The 21,890-nt window shown below is 62.8% G+C and carries 16 protein-coding genes; 9 read left to right on the top strand and 7 right to left on the bottom strand.

What is annotated here, in order from left to right; all coding sequences use genetic code 11:
• Positions 1-60: 60 nt before the first annotated feature.
• The 3 genes from KBB96_RS16190 to KBB96_RS16180 all read right to left on the bottom strand — a co-directional run bounded on the left by KBB96_RS16190 (position 61) and on the right by KBB96_RS16180 (position 1,574).
• Positions 61-597 carry a TlpA family protein disulfide reductase gene (locus tag KBB96_RS16190; RefSeq protein ID WP_211630535.1) on the bottom strand — a complete coding sequence of 179 codons (537 nt, stop codon included), beginning with the start codon at positions 595-597 and terminating at the stop codon, positions 61-63.
• A 48-nt stretch (positions 598-645) separates the two neighbouring features.
• Positions 646-945 (bottom strand): hypothetical protein, encoded by a 300-nt coding sequence (locus KBB96_RS16185; RefSeq protein WP_211630534.1) that lies wholly within the window; start codon positions 943-945, stop codon positions 646-648.
• A gap of 137 nt (positions 946-1,082) precedes the next feature.
• On the bottom strand, positions 1,083-1,574 hold the full coding sequence (locus KBB96_RS16180) for a DUF2726 domain-containing protein (protein WP_211630533.1): 492 nt from the start codon (positions 1,572-1,574) through the stop codon (positions 1,083-1,085).
• Between the two features lie 240 nt (positions 1,575-1,814).
• On the opposite strand from KBB96_RS16180, the gene KBB96_RS16175 reads away from it, so the two are divergent.
• Together KBB96_RS16175 and KBB96_RS16170 are read left to right on the top strand one after the other, a co-directional pair.
• Positions 1,815-4,979, top strand: a complete 3,165-nt coding sequence (locus KBB96_RS16175; RefSeq protein ID WP_211630532.1) for a DUF1553 domain-containing protein — start codon at positions 1,815-1,817, stop codon at positions 4,977-4,979.
• 77 nt (positions 4,980-5,056) lie between these two features.
• Complete coding sequence (locus tag KBB96_RS16170; RefSeq protein ID WP_211634669.1) at positions 5,057-6,508, top strand: DUF1501 domain-containing protein; 1,452 nt, start codon at positions 5,057-5,059, stop codon at positions 6,506-6,508.
• Between the two features lie 60 nt (positions 6,509-6,568).
• Here KBB96_RS16170 and KBB96_RS16165 read toward each other — a convergent pair whose 3' ends face one another.
• The gene (locus tag KBB96_RS16165) at positions 6,569-7,204 is read right to left on the bottom strand and encodes a hypothetical protein (protein WP_211630531.1); all 636 of its coding nucleotides are present in this window, start codon (positions 7,202-7,204) and stop codon (positions 6,569-6,571) included.
• A 358-nt stretch (positions 7,205-7,562) separates the two neighbouring features.
• Between KBB96_RS16165 and KBB96_RS16160 the strand changes: the two genes are divergently transcribed.
• The 5 genes from KBB96_RS16160 (at position 7,563) to KBB96_RS16140 (ending at position 15,022) form a co-directional block, all read left to right on the top strand.
• On the top strand, positions 7,563-8,930 hold the full coding sequence (locus KBB96_RS16160; RefSeq protein WP_211630530.1) for a DEAD/DEAH box helicase: 1,368 nt from the start codon (positions 7,563-7,565) through the stop codon (positions 8,928-8,930).
• A 127-nt stretch (positions 8,931-9,057) separates the two neighbouring features.
• Complete coding sequence (locus tag KBB96_RS16155; protein WP_211630529.1) at positions 9,058-10,212, top strand: acyl-CoA desaturase; 1,155 nt, start codon at positions 9,058-9,060, stop codon at positions 10,210-10,212.
• A 54-nt stretch (positions 10,213-10,266) separates the two neighbouring features.
• Positions 10,267-11,373 carry a ribosome small subunit-dependent GTPase A gene (rsgA, locus tag KBB96_RS16150; protein ID WP_211630528.1) on the top strand — a complete coding sequence of 369 codons (1,107 nt, stop codon included), beginning with the start codon at positions 10,267-10,269 and terminating at the stop codon, positions 11,371-11,373.
• A 208-nt stretch (positions 11,374-11,581) separates the two neighbouring features.
• Positions 11,582-13,870 carry a transglutaminase domain-containing protein gene (locus tag KBB96_RS16145; RefSeq protein WP_211630527.1) on the top strand — a complete coding sequence of 763 codons (2,289 nt, stop codon included), beginning with the start codon at positions 11,582-11,584 and terminating at the stop codon, positions 13,868-13,870.
• Positions 13,871-13,987: 117 nt separating this feature from the next.
• Entirely contained in the window at positions 13,988-15,022 is a 1,035-nt protein-coding gene (locus tag KBB96_RS16140; protein WP_226373561.1) for a methyltransferase, read from the top strand.
• Positions 15,023-15,031: 9 nt separating this feature from the next.
• On the opposite strand, the gene KBB96_RS16135 is transcribed toward KBB96_RS16140, so the two are convergent.
• Complete coding sequence (locus KBB96_RS16135) at positions 15,032-16,594, bottom strand: glycogen synthase (RefSeq protein WP_211630526.1); 1,563 nt, start codon at positions 16,592-16,594, stop codon at positions 15,032-15,034.
• A gap of 282 nt (positions 16,595-16,876) precedes the next feature.
• Between KBB96_RS16135 and KBB96_RS16130 the strand changes: the two genes are divergently transcribed.
• Both KBB96_RS16130 and KBB96_RS16125 read left to right on the top strand, forming a co-directional pair.
• A complete protein-coding gene (locus tag KBB96_RS16130) occupies positions 16,877-19,144 on the top strand; it encodes a mechanosensitive ion channel domain-containing protein (RefSeq protein WP_211630525.1) in 2,268 nt (755 codons plus the stop codon).
• 182 nt (positions 19,145-19,326) lie between these two features.
• The gene (locus KBB96_RS16125) at positions 19,327-20,031 is read left to right on the top strand and encodes an MgtC/SapB family protein (protein ID WP_211630524.1); all 705 of its coding nucleotides are present in this window, start codon (positions 19,327-19,329) and stop codon (positions 20,029-20,031) included.
• A 3-nt stretch (positions 20,032-20,034) separates the two neighbouring features.
• On the opposite strand, the gene KBB96_RS16120 is transcribed toward KBB96_RS16125, so the two are convergent.
• Both KBB96_RS16120 and KBB96_RS16115 read right to left on the bottom strand, forming a co-directional pair.
• On the bottom strand, positions 20,035-20,481 hold the full coding sequence (locus KBB96_RS16120) for a hypothetical protein (protein WP_211630523.1): 447 nt from the start codon (positions 20,479-20,481) through the stop codon (positions 20,035-20,037).
• A gap of 25 nt (positions 20,482-20,506) precedes the next feature.
• A complete protein-coding gene (locus KBB96_RS16115; protein WP_211630522.1) occupies positions 20,507-21,868 on the bottom strand; it encodes an efflux transporter outer membrane subunit in 1,362 nt (453 codons plus the stop codon).
• Positions 21,869-21,890 lie beyond the last annotated feature (22 nt).

Here is a 21,890-nt window from a genome sequence, read left to right as displayed (position 1 = left end):
GGGTATGATGGGATCGCGTGAATCCTCCCCGCCTGAAGTCTCACGACTTCAGCTATCCATTCACTCCACCTTCGCCTCAAGCAGCCTCTTCACCACGTCCTCGGTGAGTTCATAGCCGTCCAACAGCGGGAATCCCTCCCACACCACGACTCCCTTCGGATTGAGAAGGATCACGTGCGGGATGCCGCTCACCTTCATCGCCTTCTTCGTCTCGCCCTTGGTGTCGATGGCGCTGGAATAGCGGATCTCTTTTTCACTGAAGGGCTTCACCTTGGCTTCCTCCTCATCGGAAATGCCGATGACCACCAGCTTGTCCCGGAACTTTTCCTGGAACTTGTTGAGCTCCGGGATCGCCTTGCGGCACGGCCCGCACCAAGTGGCCCAGAAATCGATCATCACGAACTTGCCCTCGGTGGCCGGTTTTTCCGTCAGCCACTTCTCCACTTTCAACTCGGGCGCCTTCTTTCCCAGATAGGCTTCCGCCCAGATCTTCTTGGCGGCGGGAGCGGGCTTGGGCTCTGCGGCTTTCGGTTCCTCCGCGCGGGCTTGGAACGAAACCGCAAGGGCAGCGGCCAGCAGGACGGAACTCCATTTCATCCTCTCATCCTGCCACATCGCATCCGTGCGTCGAGGGGATTTCCGGAATCAGTCGTTCGGGCTCTGTTTGACCAACGAACGGACTTGGAAGAATAGTGCCAGGTAGATGGCCAGGTGAATGAGACCGTTGAAGAGGCTCATCTGTCCGAACAGCCAATCCGTTTCGTCGGTGGAACCTCTCATCCGGGCGATCAGCAGCCCCAGACCGCCGCCGAGAATGAGCGGAATGGTGAAAAAGAAGCCGAGAATGAACAGCGCCCTGAGGTTTCTCCGGATCTTCCGGATAGGAGACGCAGGTGTGGCGGGAGTGTGGCTGGGTTCGTAGGGATTGGGTGGTGTGTCCGCCATTCCTCCCATGTAGCACAGCCAGACGATGGAACGTCAACCGTCCGCAGCAAAATGCACCTCTGTTAGAATCTCTCCAAACCACGGGCGGCCGGAAGCTGAAAAACCAGCCGCCCGTGGTGGATTCGGGGGGAGATGGTTCAGACGGCCTGGAGCTCTTGCTCGCCGAGCGCCCGCGACAACTCGCGGCGGAGCTTCTCCGGCGCGTAGACGAAGGTCGACGGGATGCGGATCAACGGCAGACGGTTCCAGGCGAAAAGGCGGTCCATGAAGCGGTCGCGGTCCACACGGTCCGGATGATCCAGAGGACGATCATCCACTTCGATGGCGGCGAGCATTTCGGACGTGCGTGGATCGCAGAGCACGAAGTCCACGTGCTGGCGGCCGATGCGATCAAAGGCCGGAAGCGATTCCTCGCTGCGGCGCAGGCCGAAAAGATCGGCCATCCGCGTCTTCGTCAGGATCAAAAATCGTCCGTCGACGACGCGGGTGAGGAGATGAAGAAAGGACAATTCCGCCGGGGTGAGGGCGGTCCGGCTCCGCCAAGTACGGCTGGCGGCGTGGTCGAATTGATCGGTGGTGGGGGAGGTACGGGGCTTCGCGGAAGGGAGCCATCCGAGAAGTCTTTCCATACGACCCGCTTGGGGGGAGCGGTTCGTCATGGGTGAATTGATAGCACGGGTTTATTGGCTATTGAATCCCGCGATGAAGTGTATCGGCGTGCATTACGCAAAGATATCATGATGTGTTAATAATCGGTATTGTCGCAAATCGGGTGGCAACAGGAGAGGCTCCTGGTGAATATTTCCCGGCTGGTACCCGTAAGGTATTGGTCCATGAAGGTCTATCGTTCGACCCTGTTCCTCCTGGCCATGTTTCCCCGTGCTCAAGGGGCGCCTGCTGCCGGGACCATGACGTACAATGAGTCGGTCCAGCCGATCCTTTCGGAGAATTGTTTTCATTGCCACGGGCCGGATTCCGGGACGCGGGAGCCGAAGAAGGCACCGCTGCGGCTGGACCGGGAGAAGTATGCCTTCGAGGCCCGTGAGAACGGTCAGCCGGTGATCGTGAAGGGCAAGCCGGAGGCCTCATTGCTGATCAAGCTGCTGAAGACGAAGGACCCCGATGCGCTGATGCCGCCGCCGAAGTCGCACCGGCAGCTCACGGCGGAGCAGATCCAGACGCTGGAAACGTGGGTGGCCCAGGGTGCGGTCTATGAGGAACACTGGTCTTTCATTCCGCCGAAGCGTCCGGCGGTTCCGAAGGCCGCCCATCCGGAGCAGGTGACCAATCCCGTCGATGCCTTCGTGCAGGCAAAGCTCGCGTCCGTGGGTTTGCCGCCGCCGCCGGTGGAAGACCCGCGCACATTGATCCGCCGCGCCGCGCTGGATCTAACCGGTCTGCTGCCGGACGCCGAGGATGTAGAGGCTTTCGCAAAAGATCCTTCTCCGGCTGCCTACCAAGCCTATCTCCAGAAGCTTTTCGCCACACCCGCCTATGCCGAGCACCGCGCGCGCTACTGGTTGGATTACTCGCGATACGCGGACACCCACGGCCTGCACTTCGACAATGTTTCGTCCGTCTGGCCCTATCGCGATTACGTCATCCGCTCGTTTGCCGCGAACAAGCCGTTCGACCGCTTCGTGCGCGAGCAGCTTGCCGGCGATTTGATCCCGAATGCGGATGCCGATGCATGGATCGCCACCGGCTACATCCGCTGCAACGTTTCTAGCAACGAAGGTGGCACGATTCCGGAGGAGCTGCTGGTGAACAACACCCGCGACCGCACCGAGGCTTTCGGTGCGGCGTTTCTCGGGCTCACGGTGGGTTGTGCGGCGTGCCACGATCACAAGTTCGATCCCACCGCGCAGCGTGATTTCTATTCGCTCGGCGCGTTCTTCGGAAACACCGCCGAGAAGGCCTGGGACGAGAACGTCTCGGACAGCCCGCCGGTCCTGCGCCTGCCATCGCCGGACAAGCGCGCGCCGTTCGATGCCGCCATCGCCGCGCGTTCGCAGGCCGCCACCGGGTACGAGAAACGTCGTAGCGAGGCGGCGGATCACTTCAAGCAGTGGATCGCGCAGGGCAACAAATTGCAGGCGGTCTCCTCCGACAAGCTCGACCTCCATCTGCTGCTCAACGAGGGCAAGGGTGACGAGGTGCGGAACTCCGCGCCGGGTGCGAAGACCGCCACCTACAAGGCTGATACCAATCCGCTGGTGTGGGGCGAGAGCGTCTGGTTCTGGCCGTCGATGCGGATGGACATCAGCAGCAACCTGCCGATGCCGGATCTCGGCGACTACGAGGCGACCGAGGGCTTCTCCGCCTCCACCTGGGCGAACCTGCGGCTGAAGCCCGCGAACATCGGTACTGGCGGCGGCGCGTTGGTGTCGCGCATGGGTGCCCAGAACAAGGACGACCATCGCGGTTGGGAAATGTATTCCGACGGCGACCGGCTGGTGGTCCATATCATCCACAAGTGGCCGGACCAGGCGATCCGCGTGGAGACACCCGGCGTGCCGCGCGGCGAGTGGGTGCACCTCGGCTTCAGCTACGATGGCTCCGGCAAGGCCGAGGGCGTGAAGCTGTTCATCAATGGCGAGGAGCGTCCCGCCAGGATCACCCACAATTCCCTCCAGCCCGGACAGACCATCCGCAATGCCCTGCCGCTGAACATCGGCCAGCGTTATCTGGATGACCGTCTGCGTGAGATCGCTCTTCAGGATGTGCGCGTGTATCATCGTACGCTGGATGCCGCCGAGTTCTCGCGCCTGCCTTATGAGGATCTCGGTTCGGTGATCGTCGGTGCGCGTCCCGATCCGCGGACGTGGAGTGATCGCGAGCGGTTCATCGTGCTCGACCGTTTCTTCCTGCCGAAGGCTGATCCGATCGCGGCCAAGGCCTTGGCGGATATGAAGGCTGCCGATGCCACCATCGCCGAACTCGGCAAGGGCGGCGATGCCACGCTCATTGCCCGCGAGCGTCCGACTCCGGCCACCGCCTGGGTGCTGAACCGCGGCGTTTATTCCGCCCGCAAGGAACTGGTCACACCCGCGACTCCGGAGTTCCTGCCGAATCCGAAGATGGCGACGAACCGGCTGGAGCTCGCCGAGTGGCTGTTCAAGCCGGAGAATCCGCTGTTCGCCCGTGTCACCGTGAACCGTGCGTGGCAGGAGGTGTTCGGCACCGGCCTGGTGGAGACCTCGGATGACTTCGGCGTGATGGGCGCGAAGCCCTCGAACCAGGAGTTGCTCGATTGGCTCGCCGTCGAGTTCCGCGAATCCGGGTGGAACCTCCGGCACATCTACGAACTACTGCTTTCATCGTACACCTATCGTCAGGGCAACATCGTTTCGGAAAAGGCGCTGGCCGCCGATCCCTTGAACCGACTGCTCTCGCGAGGCCCGCGCTTCCGCATGGATGCGGAGATGCTGCGCGACACCGCGCTCCAGGCCTCCGGCCTGCTGGCGGCGAAGGTCGGCGGACCACCGGTGAAGCCCTACCAACCCGATGGTATCTGGGAGTCCGTCTCGATGCCGGAGTCGAACACGCTGCACTACAAGCAGGACAACGGTGAGGCGCTCTACCGCCGCTCGATGTACACCTTCTGGAAGCGCTTCGCCCCGCCGCCCTCACTGGAGACTTTCGATGCCCAGGCGCGTGAAACAGTGTGCATCCGCCGTGCCCGCACGAACACGCCGTTGCAGGCTTTGGTCAGCATGAACGACCCGCAGTTCATGGAGGCCGCGCGCAAGCTCGCCGAGCGTGCGATCACGCAAAGCGCCGATCCCGCCGCGCGCTTCGCCTTCCTCGCAGAGACGCTGCTTTCACGATCCCTGCTGGGACCGGAAGCCACCGCGCTCACCGCGAATCTGAAAACCTACGCCGACTATTATCGCAGCCATCCGGAAGACGCGAAGGCGCTCCTCACCGTGGGCGCGGCTCCTGCCAATGCCACCCTCGATCCGGTCGAAACCGCGATCTGGGCGATGATGGCGAACCAATTCCTCAACCTCGACGAAACCATCACCAAGTGAATCCGAAAACCATCCAACTTTGTTCCGACAGCGGTGGTGAAGGACCGACCGTCCTCGACCTGCCGATCCCGGAGGAGATGAAGGCCGAGTGGTTCGCACTCGCCTCGCGCCGCCAGTTCCTCACCCGCGCGGGCAAGGGACTGGCGTGGGCGAGCATCGCCAGCTTGTTCGCGCGCAATGGCGCGAATGCAGCGGGCAGCGCGGAAGAGCAGGCCGCGCTGTTGCCACACTTCGCACCAAAGGCGAAGCGCGCCATCTATCTGTTCATGGCGGGCGCGCCCTCGCAGCTTGAGACGTGGGACTACAAGCCGCGCCTCGTCGAGCGTTACGACCAGGACCTGCCGGAGTCGGTGCGCGGCGGCCAGTTGCTGACCGGCATGACTGCCTCGCAGTCGCGGTTTCCGGTCGCGCCCTCGATCTTCCCATTCAAGCAATACGGGCAAGCGGGTCATTGGGTCAGCGATCTGTTGCCGCACACGGCGAAGATGGCCGATGAGTTCGCGGTGATCCGGTCGATGCACACGGATGCCATCAACCACGAGCCCGCGATCCTGCTGATGAACTCGGGCAACATGGTGCAGGGTAAGCCGTCGATCGGATCATGGGTGTCTTACGGCCTCGGCTCGATGAACGACGATCTGCCGACCTTCGTGGTGCTGACTTCGAAGCTGCCCATCATGAAGAACATCCAGGCGCTGTCTTCGCGCCTGTGGTCGGCGGGCTTCCTCTCGCCCGAGCATGCCGGTGTGGCGCTTCGCTCCGGTGGCGATCCGGTGATCCACCTTTCGAATCCCAAGGGGGTGCCGCCGGAGATCCGCCGCGCGATGATCGATGGCGTCGCGGACATGAACCGTCGGCTGGAGGCGCGCATCGGTGATCCTGAGACGAACGCCCGTATCGCCCAGTATGAGATGGCCTCGCGGATGCAGACATCCGTTCCCGAGCTCACGGACTTCTCGAGCGAACCGGCTTCGATCCTCGAGATGTACGGTCCGAAGGTGAAGGAGCCGGGCACCTATGCCTACAACTGTCTGATGGCTCGCCGGCTCGCCGAGCGCGGCGTGCGTTTCACCCAGATCTTCCATCGCGGCTGGGACACTCATACGGAGCTGCCGAACAGCATGCGCATCCTGTGCGAGGATGTGGACCGCCCGACCGGAGCGCTCATCGCGGATCTCAAGCAGCGCGGCTTGCTCGATGACACGCTCGTCGTCTGGGGCGGCGAGTTTGGCCGCACCGTGTATTCGCAGGGCGGACTCACCAAGGAGAACTACGGCCGCGATCATCATCCGCGCTGCTTCTCGATGTGGATGGCCGGTGGCGGCGTGAAAAAGGGTGTCGTGTATGGCGAGACCGATGATTTCTCCTACAACATCGTGAAGGACCCGGTGCACGTAAGAGATCTCAATGCCACCATCCTCCACATGCTTGGCGTCGATCACGAACGCCTCACGTTCCGCTTCCAAGGCCTCGACCAGAAGCTCACCGGCGTGGAACCCGCGAAGGTGGTGAAGGAATTGCTGGGGTAGCCACTGGATTTATCGGAGGCTGGTTTGTCGGAAGCTGGCCTCCGGAGTGGAAGCGGCTGTTCAACGCTGTGCCGGAGGATCCTCGATGTCCCCGATAGGATCGGGGTACAGCAGGTCGGCCTTTGCTTGTTCCATGGGGAGATAGGTCGTCCGCAGGAATTGAAGGGATTCCCGGATTGCCTTTGCGCAGGTCAGGGCCAATGCAGGGCGGGTGGCACTCCTGCCCCGATCGCTGGAATAGAAGTAGTAGGAGTAGTGTTCGTCGTAGCAGAAGGGCAGGGGAACGATACTGTCGACTTCCGCCTTGAGACCAAAGAGGGTTTTCGGGAGGACCTCTCCTTTTGATTTTTCCCATTGCCGGACGCGTTCGGCGAGAAGGTCTCGTCGTGCTTGGCGGAGCTTCTGGAATTCCTGGGAGGAGATCAAAGGAGCCTTGCGGATTTCGATGAAGAAATCCTTCGTCACCGCGTCTTTCCAAGGATCTTCGTCCGGGCCTGAAGCCGAGCCGGATATCGTAAAGAGGAATTTGACGTTCTCCGTGCTGGCAATGATCCGGGTGCCATCCGCGACGACCTTCCAGTTTTCCGGCACGTGGGATTTTACCATCTCTTCCAGTGGGAGATTTTCCATGCTCAACTGCTGTTCTGCGGAGGAGAAACCGGCAGCCAGCAGGAGAATCATCAGCGCGCGTTTCATGGCTGCCCACATGTGGCAGGATCATCGCGTGAAAGCGAGAGGGATGGCATGCCAAGTTGGATTTCCCTTGCAGATGAAGGGTATCCGCCGTAAGGCACCGCCGCTGCCCGCAAGGTGCCAGCCGTTTTCATCCGTTTCGGCAGGGGGGTATCCCCGCGGTTCTCTGGTTGCAAACGACATCGGCCGCTTTTGACAAACCGGCCGTTTCTCCTCCGATGCCATCGGAGTGAATCAACCAGAAACCACATTGGGAGACGCCCTCGTCTTCCCCTGGCGTTTGTCGCCCTGACAGGCCGTGCCGCGATCTCGCGCACGGCCACCTGACCGAATACTGATGACTACATTTGCCTCCTTTAATTTGAATCCCTCCATCGCCAAGGCCATCGAAGCCTGCGGCTTTGAGAATCCCACGCTGATCCAGGCCAAGTCGATCCCCATCGTGATGGCGGGTCGTGACCTGATGGCCTCCTCGCAGACCGGCAGCGGCAAAACGGCTTCCTTCGTGGTGCCGATGCTGCACCGCCTGATGGAGCGCCCCGGCACCGGCCGCCGCGGTCCGCGCGCCCTTGTTCTCACCCCCACCCGCGAGCTTGCGGTGCAGGTGCAGGAAGAGGTCCGCCGCTTCGGCAAGTTCACCAATCTCACCTCCGGCATCGTTGTCGGTGGCATGGGTTACGGCCCGCAGTACCAGCTCTTGTCCCGCCCGCTGGACGTGCTGGTCGCCACCCCCGGCCGCCTCATCGACCACCTCGACCAGAAGAAGGTGGACCTTTCCAATGTCGAGTTCCTCGTCCTGGACGAGGCCGACCGCATGCTGGACATGGGCTTCGTGAAGCCGGTGCGCCGCATCGCCGGTTACACTCCGGATTCCAAGCAGTCGCTGCTGTTCTCCGCCACGCTTGAGGGCGAGGTCCGCCGCGTCGCCGCCGACCTGCTGAAGCAGCCGGAGCTCGTCGAACTGGCCGCGAACAAGCGCCGCCACGAGGGCATCGACCAGAAGCTCTTCCACGTCGACAACGTCGATCACAAGCGCCGCCTCCTCGACCACTGGCTCGGCGACCGTGAGATCAAGCAGGCCGTCATCTTCACCGGCACCAAGCGCCGTGCCGACCGCCTCGCGAAATCGCTCGCCCTCAGCGGCCACTCCTGCGCCGCCCTCCATGGCGACAAGACCCAGGGCCAGCGCAAGCGCACCATCGACCAGATGCGTGACGGCAGCGTGAAGCTGCTCGTCGCCACCGATGTCGCCGCCCGCGGCTTGGACATCGACGGCATCAGCCACGTGATCAATTACGACCTGCCGACCGTTCCGGAGGACTACATCCACCGCATCGGCCGCACCGGCCGTGCTGGAGCCACCGGCACCGCCGTCTCACTGGTGGCTCCGGAGGACCGGGAAAAACTGCGCGATATCGAAAAACTCACCGGCAACCGCCTCGTGGGCGAGTATCTGAAGGGCGATGAGCCGAAGATCCCTCTCACCGTGGTGATCCCGAAGGCTCCCAAGCCCGCTCCGCGTGGTCGCGGCCAGCAGGGCGGCGGGCAGCGCCAAGGTGCTCCCGGCCAAGGTCAGGGTGGTCAAAACCAAGGCCGCAACCGTTCCCCCCACAGCCACGGCTCCCGGCCACCCGGCGGCAGGCCACAGGGTGGCCAGCGGTCCGGCCAAGGCGGAAAGCGCTCCGAAAACCGAGGCGGAGGCGGGGATTCCCGCCCGGCCCGTGCGTAACTACCCCCGCCCCCGGTTTCTAATTGTACGCGACAAACGAAGCGGAGGCCGTACAGGTGGCCATGGCTCCTGTGCCCGGGATTGACCCGGCTCCGCAAACCCTTTAAACGCAGCGATCCTTTTCCTCATGACGAAGCTCCAGATTCCCTTTGAACGGGTCAATTGGCTCAACACCGTCTTCCTCGGCATCATCTGCCTGATTGCCGTCGTCGCCGCTCCGATCTACCTCTGGCATCACGGCATGGACTGGTTCCAGTTCGGCATGATGATGTTCTACATCATCGCCACCGGCATGAGCATCACGCTCGGCTACCACCGGTTGTTCTCCCACCTGTCCTTCAAGGCGAAGTGGCCGGTCCGTTTCCTCACTCTGGTGTTCGGTGCCTGCGCTTTCGAAAACTCGGCGCTCAACTGGTGCTCCGACCACCGCCGCCATCACAAGCACACGGACCACGACGATGATCCGTATGACATCAGCAAGGGCTTCATGTGGGCCCATATCGGCTGGATTCTCTTCAAGCTGAATCCGGAGCCGCCGATGGACAACGTTCAGGACCTCCGCAAGGACAAGCTCGTCATGTGGCAGCACCGCTGGGACAAAGTGATCGCCCTCGTGGTCGGTCTGATCGTTCCCGCCGCGCTTGGTTTCGCCTGGGACAAGTTCGTGAAAGGCGGCACGGGTTACAATGGCGCCCTCGGTGGGTTCCTTCTCGCCGGCGTGCTGCGCGTCTTCCTCGTCCAGCAGAGCACCTTCTTCATCAACTCCCTCTGCCACACCATCGGCAGCCAGCCCTACTCCACCCGCTGCAGCGCCCGTGACAGTTTCGTCATGTCGCTCTTCACCTTCGGCGAGGGCTACCACAACTATCACCACGAATTCCAGCACGACTACCGCAACGGCGTGAAGAGCTGGAACTTCGACCCGACCAAGTGGGCCATCTGGCTCCTTTCGAAGGTCGGCCTGGCCAGCGACCTGCGCCGCGTCCCGGCGAGCAAGGTCGTCCTTTCCCAGATCATGGAAGCCCGCCGCAAGGCCGCCGATGAAATGGAGCGCCTGCTGGCTGCCGACGATCATCCATGGCGCGACAAGGCCGTGGAGGCGGTGCATGCCCTCAGCGAGCGCCTTGCCGCGAACTACCACGAACTGGAAGCCGCCGTCGCCGGTCGTGTCGATCTCTCCCGCAAGGCCCTGCGCCGCTGGAGCAAGGAGACCCGCGAGATGCTCGACCACCTCGCCGAGGTGTGCAAGCTGCCGGAGGTCAAAATCCCCGCAACGGCTTGATCCTGTGCGCTTCGGGTGGACAGCACCCGGAGCAACCCGTAGAGTGATCCTCGCGTGACGTTGCTCCAACTCGGCTGGTCCCCGTTTTTTGAAGAGGCCTTTGCTCCCTACCGGAGCAAGGGCCTTGTTCCTGCCCGCCTGATCCGCGAGACCGCCATCAACTACGGCGCGTTTCTGGAAGGAGGAGAGGAAATCGACCTCGTCCTGTCCGGCAAGGTCTGGCACGATGCCGCCAATGACGCGGAACTCCCTGCCGTCGGCGACTGGGTGGCGGTCGATCTGGGCGGGGAGAATGAGGATCACGTGATCCGCGCCCGCCTGCCGCGCCGCTCCTGCTTCTCCCGGAAGATGCCGGGGAAGAGCTCCGAGGAGCAGGTCATCGGCGCGAATGTCGATGTCGTGGCCGTGGTCACGGATGCCGGTCCGGATTTCAATCCGCGGCGGATGGAGCGCTACTTCGCCCTGATCGCCCGCAGCGGTGCGAAGCCGGTGGTGCTGATCAACAAGGCCGACCTGTTCACCAAGCAGGAGAATGCCGAGGCCGCCGCCGAACTCGCCGCGCTCTGCCCGGATGCGGACATCCACGTCACCAGCGCGCTGAACCGCAAGGGCCTCAGTGTGTTGAAGTCCTATCTCAAAAAAGGGGCCACCATGTGCGTGGTCGGCTCCAGCGGGGTGGGCAAGTCCACCTTGGTCAACCAGTTGTATGGTGAGGAATGGCAGTGGACCGGGGACTGCAACGAGGTCACCGGCAAGGGTCGCCACACCACCACCTCCCGCGAGCTGGTGCCGCTGCCGGGCAACGGCATGCTCATCGACAATCCCGGGATGCGGGAGATCCAGATGTGGACGGACGAGCAGACGCTTCGCGAAAGCTTTGCCGATGTCGAAGCGCTGTCCCACGACTGCAAATTCGCCGATTGCCGCCACCAGAAGGACGCCGGCTGCGCCATCCGGGGTGCCGTGGAAGCGGGGAGCCTGGAGCTCGGCCGCTATGAAAGTTTCCTCCAGCTCGATGACGAGATCGCCGAGCTCCGCCGCCGCGCGAAGAAGCGCCAGATGTCCGTCGAGCGCTGGGCAAAACGCAATCATCGCGTCAAAGCCCGCAATCTGGAGGATCGCATCCAGCTCGAGAAAGATGAGCGTGGTGATTGGTGTTGAATAAGTTCACGGAATTTTCCGTCACTTTTCCCGGATGCCGCCGCAACTTTCGAACCACTCCGGGGTTTGCAACCAGTTGCAATATAACAAAGAAGCCACCCGGGAGCCCCTTATCTGGAGTTGTCGGATCAAATTTCTTTGATAATTTCCGCGCCACAGCGCGCTCTGTTTTCTGTTCTGTTGTTTATAGCATCATACGCCCTCTCTCATGAAACCTCCCAATCGACCGGTGCCGCCCCGCCGCCCCGTCACCCCTCCAGCGGGCAATGTGCCCGCTCCGCGCGCCATCCAGGCGGGCTACCGGAAAAAGGAACAGATGCAGCAGTTCCGCAGCGTCCTGATGGTGATCATCGCGCTGGGCGGTCTCTGGCTGCTCGTCCAGAAATTCGGCTTGGTTCAGAAATTCGTGCCCGGGATGGCTTCGGCACAATCCACGCCGGCCAAGAAAAAGGCGCAGGATTCCAGTGGCCCGGACTTGGGTACCCATGACTCGGACGTCGGCTACTCGGACCTCTTCAAGAACCAGCCGCCCGCTTCTTCCGGCACCACCGGCGGTTCTCCCGGCACGATGGCTGCCAATGGCACCTCCGGAGGGGCCACCGCAGGTGATGCCACTGGCACCGGCAGCCAAGGTACCGTGGGAGAAGTCTCCGGCGTGAGCAATGATGACATTTTCGGGGACACCACCTTGGTTCTGGCGGGCCTCGATGCCACCCGTGAGTCCTTCTTGAAGAAGGATGCCGATCTGCTCCAGCGGGCGATCAACGAGGGCGCGTGGACCAGCTACCGGAAGATGCTCGGCCGCTCTCTGGAAGCCGCCATTCCCACCATGCACATCGGGGATGGCCGCGGCCGCTATGAGGAGTTCTGGAAGACGCCGATGTTCTATCAGGCCTTCCTGCGCTGGCAGGTGCTCGGCCGGTTTTCGCCGAAGAGCATCCATGAAGTGACCCATGACGAGCGCGCCCGCGCCATGATCACCTGGCTCTTCAATACTCCGGAGAAAATGGAGCAGGTCCTTCTCACGGTGAAGCCGGAGGACGACAAGGACCGCGTCATGGTTTTCCTCAAGGACGCCTGGACCGCCAAGGAAGCCGTCGCCAAGAAGTACTTCAACCTTGCGCTCGCCTGTGCCGTGGTCTTCGACAAGCCGATGACCGCCAAGAATCCCGGTGGCGAAAAGGACTATTCCAGCGAACTCTCCATTGATCCGCTCGTCCGCTACCTCTGGTACATCGAGAAGGACGAGAAGGGCAAGATGGTCGGGCCGATCGACCGCCTCCCGGCCCGCGATCTCGTCTATGTCGTCTGTGCTCCCGTCATCCAGTCCGAACTGGAGTGGGCGGTGGACAAGATGCACCTCAACCGCAAGAACTGGGGTGATGCCTACGGCATGGTGAAGTACCTCATGGAGCGCGCGGTGAAAGGCATCAATCCCTACACCGAATACACCTTCGCCCAGATTCTCAAGGAGGGCGGCATCTGCGGTGACCAGTCCTATTTTTGTGCGAACACCGCCCGCGCCAACGGCATTCCGGCGATGGTTTTCGCCGGTGAAACCGACCTCGGCGGGCATGCCTGGGTGGCGCTCAAGGTGAAGGATGACGAATGGACCACCGGAGTCGGCCGCATCGGTGGCGTCTCCAAGGGCCAGACCGATAATCCGCAGATCGGCGGTGCCATCACCGAGCAGGAAGTCTGGCAGTGGAACGACCGCGACCACCAGAGCCCGGTGATCTCGATCAGCGTCTATCGCCACCTCTGGTTGTGCGACTACTTCTCCGAGCAGGGCAAGAAGGACCTCGTGGCCGAGGCCGTGCGGCTGTCGAACACGATCGGCCGTTCCTTTGTCGAGAGCTGGGCCAGACTCTACGCCGTTCTGGAGGATGAGACCGGCGCGAAGGATCCGAAGGATCCCGAGGTCTATGGCGAATGGAAGAAGTTCGCCGGCGACATGCGCCGCGAGTTCCGTGAGAACCCGCGCATGGCCGCTCTCGCCGCCAAGGCGGAGACCGAGCACGTCTTCCCGTATGGCAGCGAAAACGATGCCAAGACCGCCTTCCTCCGCGAGCGCCGCCGCGACGAGCGCAACCAGTCCGAGCAGAAGGACCTCATCGCCGAGTCGCTCAAGCGCGAGGCCGAGATCATCCTCAAACGCAACGAGCCGACCGCGAAGAAGGACATCGAGCACCTCTACGATCCGGCGCTCCGCGAATACGGCGGCAGCATCACCGGCTTCAAGATGATCTCCTCGGATTACTTCGGCTACATGAAGGATGATCCGGAGATGGCGAAGAAGGCTGTCCGCGACATCGAGCTCGCTTTCAACCGCGTGGTGAAGAGCAACTCCGGCGACTGGTTCCGCACCAAGACCGAAGCTGGCATCGTGACCACCATCGCCGGCTACTATCGCCAGGTCGGCGACGAACCCCGTGCGAAGATGCTGGAAAAGCGCTACGAACGGGAAATGGCCAAGGCCGAACGCGACGCGCTGTAACAACCGCCGAAGTTTGTTTTGAAAAGCCCGGTGGAGTCTCTCCGCCGGGCTTTTTGTTCGAATGTGTGAGGCCTGTTGGGACTTGGCAGGGCGGAGTTGTCATCCATGGTGGATGTCATGATCGAAGTGGACCTGACCCGCCTGCCGGATACCGATCCCATCCGCGCCTACCGCTATCGCGACGGCATTTATGCCGGAGATCTGGTCACCGCGGCGCTGGTGCATCTTGATTTCTTCACCTGGCTCGCGGAGCATCCATCCGATCTCCCAGCCATCTGCAGGCAGTTCGGATTCGCCGCCACCCGTCCGGCGGATGTGATGATGACCTTGTTCGCCGCGAATGGGTTCGTCCGCTCCGAGGACGGCATGTTCCATGTCACGGAGAGCGGTCGTGAGGCTCTTACGGCCGGCTCGCCGTGGTCGCTCGCACCCTACTATGCCTCGCTGAAGGACCGCCCTGTCACCATGGACTATCTCAAGGTGCTCGCCACCGGGAAACCGGCCAAGTGGGGCAGCTACGATGCGGGCGATTGGCACAAGTTGATGGAGGACGATGCCTTCGCCCGCCTCTTCACCACCGCCATGGATTGCCGCGGCGTGCTGCTCGGACCCGCGATGGCGCAGAAGCTCGATCTCTCCCGGTTCACGCGGCTGGTGGACATCGGCGGCGGTTCCGGCATCTACGCCTGCTCGCTGGTCGCGAACGCGTCGCATCTCTCCGCGGTGGTGTTCGACCAGGCCTCGGTGGAACGCATCGCCCGCCGGCGTGTCGCGGAACTCGGCTATGCGGACCGCGTGGAGGTGGTGGCCGGAGACATGTTCCGCGATCCGCTTCCGGACGACTGCGACCTCCACCTGTTCTCGAACGTGCTCCACGATTGGGACGAGCCGGAGGTCCGTGAACTACTAGCTGTATCGTACCGAGCCCTGAAACCCGGCGGCATGCTCATCCTTCATGACGCCTTCATCAACGCGGACAAAACCGGTCCGCTGCCCGTGGCCGAGTATTCCGCCATGCTGATGCACTCCACCCAGGGGAAATGCTACTCCGTTGGCGAATACGAAGCGCTGCTCACCGAAGCCGGTTTCCACACCTTCACCTGCCAGGACACCGCCGCCGACCGTGGGGTGATGACGGCGCTGAAGTCCTGAGCCGCCACCTCACGCGGTCCGTTTCGCGATCTTGCTGGGCACCACGTTGTCCGGCTCCGCGGCTTCGGCGCACTGGCCGGTCACCGGACGGCCCAGCATCGCTTCGTATGCCTGGATGTAGGCGGAGGCGGTCGCCTCGTGATTGAACCGCTCGTTGGACTCCCTCATCACCCGGGCCAGTTGCTTCTCCCGGATCTCCACGGGCAGATGATGGAATTTCAACGCTTCCTCCACCGCCCAGCGCAGGCCGCCTGAATCGAAGATTTTGAAGAGGAAGCCGTTGCCGCTGTGATCGGCCACGTTCATTTGCTCCACGGTATCGTGCAGGCCGCCGGTATCGTGCGCGATGGTGAGGCTGCCGTACTTCGGAGCGATCATCTGCGGCAGGCCGCACGGCTCGAACGACGATGGCATGAAGATGAAATCGCTGGCGGCGTAGCCGAGGTGGGACAGCGTTTCGTTGAAGTCGCGCACCGCCACGCGGTCCTGGAGTCCGTGCATGCCCACGATCCGTTGGAAGTGGTGTTGATACGCACCGCTCGCGACAATGGCGATCTGCAGACCGCTGGCGGTGTGGTCCGCCACCAGCTTGTAGAGGATGTCCGTGAGAAGCTGGCAGCCCTTCTGGACCGGGTCGAGCCGGGAGGGCCAGAAGAACAGCGGCGCGTCCGGATCGAGCTTGAGGCCGAGCTGCGCCTGGAACGCGAGCTTGTTCGCCCGCTTGCCTTCCGTGACATCGTCCACGCCATAGGCATGCGGCAGTGCCGGGTCCGTGGCGGGATCGAAGACCGCATCGGGCGCGTTCAGGATTCCGCTGGCATGGCCGGCGTGGAACTTGGCGCGGAGCTCGTTGCGGATTGCATTCGGAATGAATTCGTGCGCGCCGCCGACCACCTCGTGCAGGAAGGTCGGGCTCACCGTGTTCACGTGGCTGGCGGCGAAGATGCCGCTGGTCAGAAGATCCACCGCATTTTCGTTCCGGCTTTCCTCATAGCCGTGCGGCGTCCGGCGGTAGTAAAGGTGCTGCCAGAAGTCCGCCGCATCAATGCCGCGATCCTCGATCTGGGCGAGCGTGCGATGTTCGGTATGGATGTTGTGGACGGTGAAAAGGCTGGGAATGCCGTGGCGCCTCGCCACTCCGGGGATCAGCCCCGTCATCCAGTCGTTGCAGTGGATCAGGTCCGGCCGCACCTGCGGGATGGTGTGGTTGATCACCTCGCGCTGGAAGGCCAGCGAGATGAGGTGGTTCTCCGCGCCATAGACGGAATTGCGATGGTAGAAGATGCGGTCCTCCGCCAGGTGGATGCGCTGCTCGGGCAGCGACCGGCTGACTTTCTCGTACTCATGTGCCAGCACGCTCTCCACATCGAGATCGAACATCCGCCTGTAGTTCGGCAGGGCGACATGGACATCCGCCCCCTGGTCGTAAAGCGCCTTGACCAGCGAGGCCGAGACATCCGCCAGCCCTCCGGCTTTCGCACACATGCGCTGGGCCAGGTTGCCCATTCCTTCCGGCAGATAGGTGATCTCCGGCGTGACGACGAGGATGCGGGGGCGGGGGTTGCTGGTCATCGAAACAAGGGGGTTTCTATCAGCGATAGGTGAGGATGTGGAACACCGCAAGATCCGTCGTCATGGTTTGGAAAAGAAAACGTGCATTGTTGATCTCACCCGTTTTGGGGATGGATTCGCGCAGGGTTATGGGTTCAAATTTGTGATCACGGCAAATTGTTTCAGATATCCCGACCGTCATTTTCGTTATGGGATCATGTGGTGTCCGGAATTGTGCCTCTGAAGGCGGATTCGCGTGAATTCGGGGTTTCGGAATCGGTCATCCTGTTCGAAACTCGGGCCATGATTCGCGCGCTGGCCGCCACCTTCCTGCTGTTGTCGGGCTCCATTCCCCTCCATGCGCAGTTGTCGAACCTGCTGGCGAAAGATGCCCCCAAGCAAGCCGAGGTGGCGGAGACCCCGCAGCAGATGCGCGACCGCTGGCAGGCATGGCTGGATGATGCGAAGGCGCAGCTCGTGCGGCTCGATGACCCGGCGGCGGAAACCCAGTTGCCGGCGGGCGTGACCACCGGCGAATACGCGGACCGCCGCCGTGACATGCAGTCGACCATGGCGTCCCTGGAGCGTTGCCTGAAAAGCAAGGCGCTGCTGGATGCCAGTGCGAAGGAAGCCACCCGCGCCCGTGAGGCCCGTGCGGATTGGCACGGCTTCAAGGAACCGCCCCCTTATTCGGTGCTGCTGGTGGATGATCTCCGCAACCAGCGGGACGTGGCGCACGAGCGCAAGAACACCGCCGAGTCTTCCATCAGCCTGATGGAGCGGATGATGGAGGAAGCCCGCCAGTTGTCCGCCAAGGCGGATGCGGATGTGCGGAGGGCCGAGGAGGCGGCGGCGTCGAACGACAAGGACATGGCTGCGAAGTGGCGGCTGGATGCCGCGAAAGTCCGCCAGCGCATGCTGGTGACCCGCATCGAGTCGGCGAACAGCGGCATCGCCGTCCAGCGCAACGATTTGGCCGCCGCCATGGACGATCTTTCCCTGGCGGAGATCAAAATTTCCGCCGCCGCGGCCCAGCAGGCCTTCCTCAAGGACGACCTGGACAAGATCCGCAAGGCAGCGGCCGACCGCCAGACGGCGTTGCGCAAGGAGGTGGAGGGCCTCGACAAGCGCCGCCGTGCCGTTCTCGCCGAGCGCCGCAAGCTGGAGCCGGTGCCTGGCGCGGATGGCAAGACCCCGCCGGCGGATGAGCTCACCCGGCTGAAGCTGGATGGCGCCCAGGACCGCGCGGACGCGCTGGAGTTTTCCGTGGATCTTCTCGGCTCGCTCGGCCAGTTGGAGAACCAGATGCTGGAGGCGTATGACGCCCGTCATACCTTGATGACCTCCACCGATCCGGATGCACGGGCTGCGGCGCGCAAGTCGCTGGGTGATATTCTCAATCGTGTCGGACCGTGGGAAACCTTTGTGGACAACCAGTTCAACCTGGCCGGGGCGAAGCTCCGCAGCCAGGAGGCCAAGGCATCTTCCCTGGCGGCGGACGATCCGAAACTCCAGCCGATCAATGACGTCCGTGACGCACTGGGCGAGCAGATGGCGGTCATCCAGCGTGTGAAGCAGGGCATCGATCTGGCCACCCGCCTCATCCACCGCTGGCTGGAGGACTACGACAAGGACGTGCAGAAGCAGTCGTGGGGCGAGCGCACGTCGTCGTTCTTCCGTTCGGTGTGGCGCGGCATCCGCAGCGTCTGGCAGTTCGAGGTCTTCCACGTGGACAACAAGGGGGTGACCCTCGGCCGCCTGGTCATCGCGCTGTTGTTGTTCGCGTTCGGCTATTTCGTCGCCTCGCGGATCACCCGGCGCTTGCAACGTGCCGTGGTCGCCCGCGGACGCGTGGCGGAGGCCCAGGCCGGGACGCTGCGGCGCTGGCTGATGGTGTTGCTCGGGTTCTTCCTCGTGGTCGGCACCCTGCAGGTGATGAAGATCCCTCTCACCGTCTTCGCGTTCTTCGGCGGTGCGCTCGCCATCGGTCTGGGTTTCGGCACGCAGACGCTGATCAAGAATTTCATCAGCGGCATCATCATGCTCTTCGAACGGAATATCCGCGTGGGTGACATCGTGGACGTCGGTGGATCGGTGGGCACGGTATCCGAGATCAACACCCGCTCATCCATCATCCGCAGCGTGGATGGGCTGGAGACGGTGGTGCCGAATTCCATGTTCCTGGAGAACAAGATCACCAACTGGACCCATACCAACCGCCGTCTGCGCCGCAGCATCCGCATCGGAGTTTCCTATGGCTCTCCCAGCCAGAAGGTGGCGGATATCCTCGTCGATTGCGCGAACCGCCATGGCAAGGTGCTGAAGGATCCGGAACCGATGGCCCTGTTCGAAGACTTCGGCGACAATGCGCTGCTGTTCTCCCTCTATTTCTGGGTCGAACTGGCGGGCAATACCAATGCCGCGCTCGTCTCCAGCGACCTGCGCTTCATGATTGAAAAGCGCCTCACGGAAGCGGGCATTGGCATCCCCTTCCCGCAGCGCGACCTGCGTCTCGTTACCGAGACGCCATTGCAGGTGGAATGGGCGCCGCGGCCCGAGGATGCCAGATAGTCTTTTTTCGCACGTGGTTCCACCTTCAGGCGGGTGTCTCGAAATCCTTCTCAAAGCACCGCCGCCAAGAGCATCAGGGATCTAACCACCATTCAATGGGTTCTTGCTTTTCACCGTCTGCCTGAAAGCGGAACCACGTACGAAGAGATGACTCCGGGCGTCGGATCTGCTAGGATCGTTCCATGCTCGGAGTGCTCTCGTTCGGACTGACGGCGGAATCGTTGCTGCGGATCGCGCTGGCGGTGATCGCGGGAGGCATCCTCGGTTTCGAGCGCCAGCACCATGGCCGTGCCGCGGGCCTGCGCACGATCATGATCGTCTGTCTCGCGTCCTGCGTGGCGATGGTGGTGTCGGATATTTTCTACCGCGAAAGTTTCCAGGCCACCGGCACCACGCATCCGGATCCCGCGCGTCTGGCGGCAGGCGTGCTGGCCGGCATGGGATTCCTCGGTGCGGGAGTGATCGTCCACCAGCAGAAGACCAATATCACGCGCGGCGTGACCACCGCGGCGACGCTGTGGTTCAGCGCGATCATCGGGATCTGCTTCGGAGCCGGAGCCATCGGACTCGGAGCGGTCGGTACCGGTATCGCCACCGTGGTCCTCTACTTCGTGCCGAAGTTCGAGAGGAACATCCAGAAGGACGCCTACGCGGATCTCGCAGTGAGGATGAACCAGGTCGCGGATGTGGAAACCGTGACCGGCGCGATTGAATCCCTCGACGCGAAGGTGAAAGGCATGAGCTGGGAGGAAGATCTCGCGACCGGGGAGCGCTTCCTGAAGTTCCACGTGAAATTCAAGAGCCAGCGTTCGAAGACCTTGCCACAGCAGTTGATGAGCAGCCTGTCGGCGCTGCCGGGAGTGAAAACGATCCACTGGCAGGGATAAGACTCAATTCCGCGTTCTCAACATCCATGCTCCGCCACCCAATACCACGAACGACGCCAGCCAAACCACGGGTGCGGCTCCGATGGCAGTGACGGTCGTCTTGTTCACGCCGCCTTCATCCAAGGGGATTTCCTGAAGCGCGAGAGCGAAGGAATGCAGCCCGATGAGGAATGCCACGCCCGCCAGAATCACTGTGGTCTTCCAGCAACGGCACAACAGCGTGATGAGCGCGGGAAAATACAACAGGTTCGCAAACCAGCCGAGTTGTCCGAGGAACAATCCCATCCATCCCATCAGCAGCACCTGTCCGCCGGACCAACGGTCTCCGTTTTTCAGATAGTAGGCCGGTAACGCACAAGCGACGCCGAACACCACAAGAGTCGCCCCGCCCACGATCAGCCTTCCTTTCCAGGAAGGAGGCGATGGCATCGGTGGCGGTGTGGCGGACATGCCGGAGAGTAGCACAAAGGGCGGATCACCATCCACCGCCTAAAGCGGAGACCAACGCTGCTGCCGCATTGAGGCGCCGCGCTTGCAAATCGAGCGCATTGCGTTCCGCCGTCAACGCGGCGGCTTGGGCCACGGCAACGTTCAGGTAGTTGTTGGTGCCCGCCTTGTATTCGTTCAGGGCGATGCGTTCGCTGTCGCGCGCGGCCTTTACGGCCAACTGCTGGGCACCGGCTTCCTGGGACAGTACGCGCAGGGTCGCGAGTGCGTCTTCGGTTTCCTGCAACGCGGTCAGCACGGTCTGGCGATACTCGGCGACGGTGCGGTCGTAAGTGGCATCGGCCTGCGCTTTGGCGGCGAGGCGTTGGCCGCCATCAAGGATCGGTGCGGCGAGTTCCGGGCCGAGTGACCAGAAGCGGGTGGGAGCGGTGAAGAGATTGCCCGCGCCGCTCCAGCCACCACTGGCACCGAGCGAGATCGTTGGGAAGAACGCGGCCTTGGCGGCACCGATGCGCTCGTTGGCCGCAGCCACGCGGCGCTCGGCGGCGGCGATGTCCGGACGGCGTTCCAACAAACGTGATGGCGTGGAGGAGGGGATCGATGGCACGGAAGAAGCAAGAGGACGGCGCGGCAATGAGAACGCGGCGGGTGCCTGTCCGACCAAGACGGCGAGCGCGTGTTCGAGTGTGGCGCGTTGCACACCGGTCTCGATGGCGGCGGTGCGGGTCGCGGCGAGTTGCGTTTCCGCCTGCGCGACATCTCCGCGCGAGACCACTCCTTGCGCGTAACGGTTGCGGGTGATCTCCAGTGACTTTTCGTAGCTCTCGATCTGGCGGTCGAGCAGGTCGCGCTGGGCATCCACCGCGCGCAGTGAGAAATAGGTCTGCGCGGCCTGGGCCTGGAGGCTGAGCTTGGTCGATTGCACGTCCGCGGCAGCGGCTTCCGCATCGGCGGTGGTGGCGCGCGCGCTGTGGCGGAGACGCCCCCACAGGTCGAGTTCCCATGAGGAAGACGCGCCGATGCTGTATTCCGTGCCCTTGCTCTTCCCCGCGAGTCCGCTGCGGGTGGCCGAGGCATTGCCGGTCAAGCTGGGCACGAACGACAGCTTCGCGCTGATGACAAGCGCGGCGGCTTCACGCGATTGTGCTTCGGCGGCTGCGAGCGAGGCATTGGAAACCTCCACGCGCTTCAGCAGCGAGGACAGCTCGCCGTCATTGAACAAGCGCCACCAATCGCCGCGCGGCAGATGCGCCGCGGGCTGCGCCTTCCGCCAGATGCCGCTTTCCTTGAAGTTCGCGGGGATGCCGGGATCGAGCTGCTGCTTCGGCGCGACCAGCGAACAACCGCTGAGCAGGACGACGAGAGGCGTGAGATGAAGGGAGCGTTTCACGGGATGGGAAAGGATGGCCGCG

The organism is Luteolibacter ambystomatis, from assembly GCF_018137965.1.
Classification (GTDB): Bacteria; Verrucomicrobiota; Verrucomicrobiia; order Verrucomicrobiales; family Akkermansiaceae; genus Luteolibacter; species Luteolibacter ambystomatis.
This window is presented reverse-complemented; position numbering and strand designations above follow the sequence as displayed.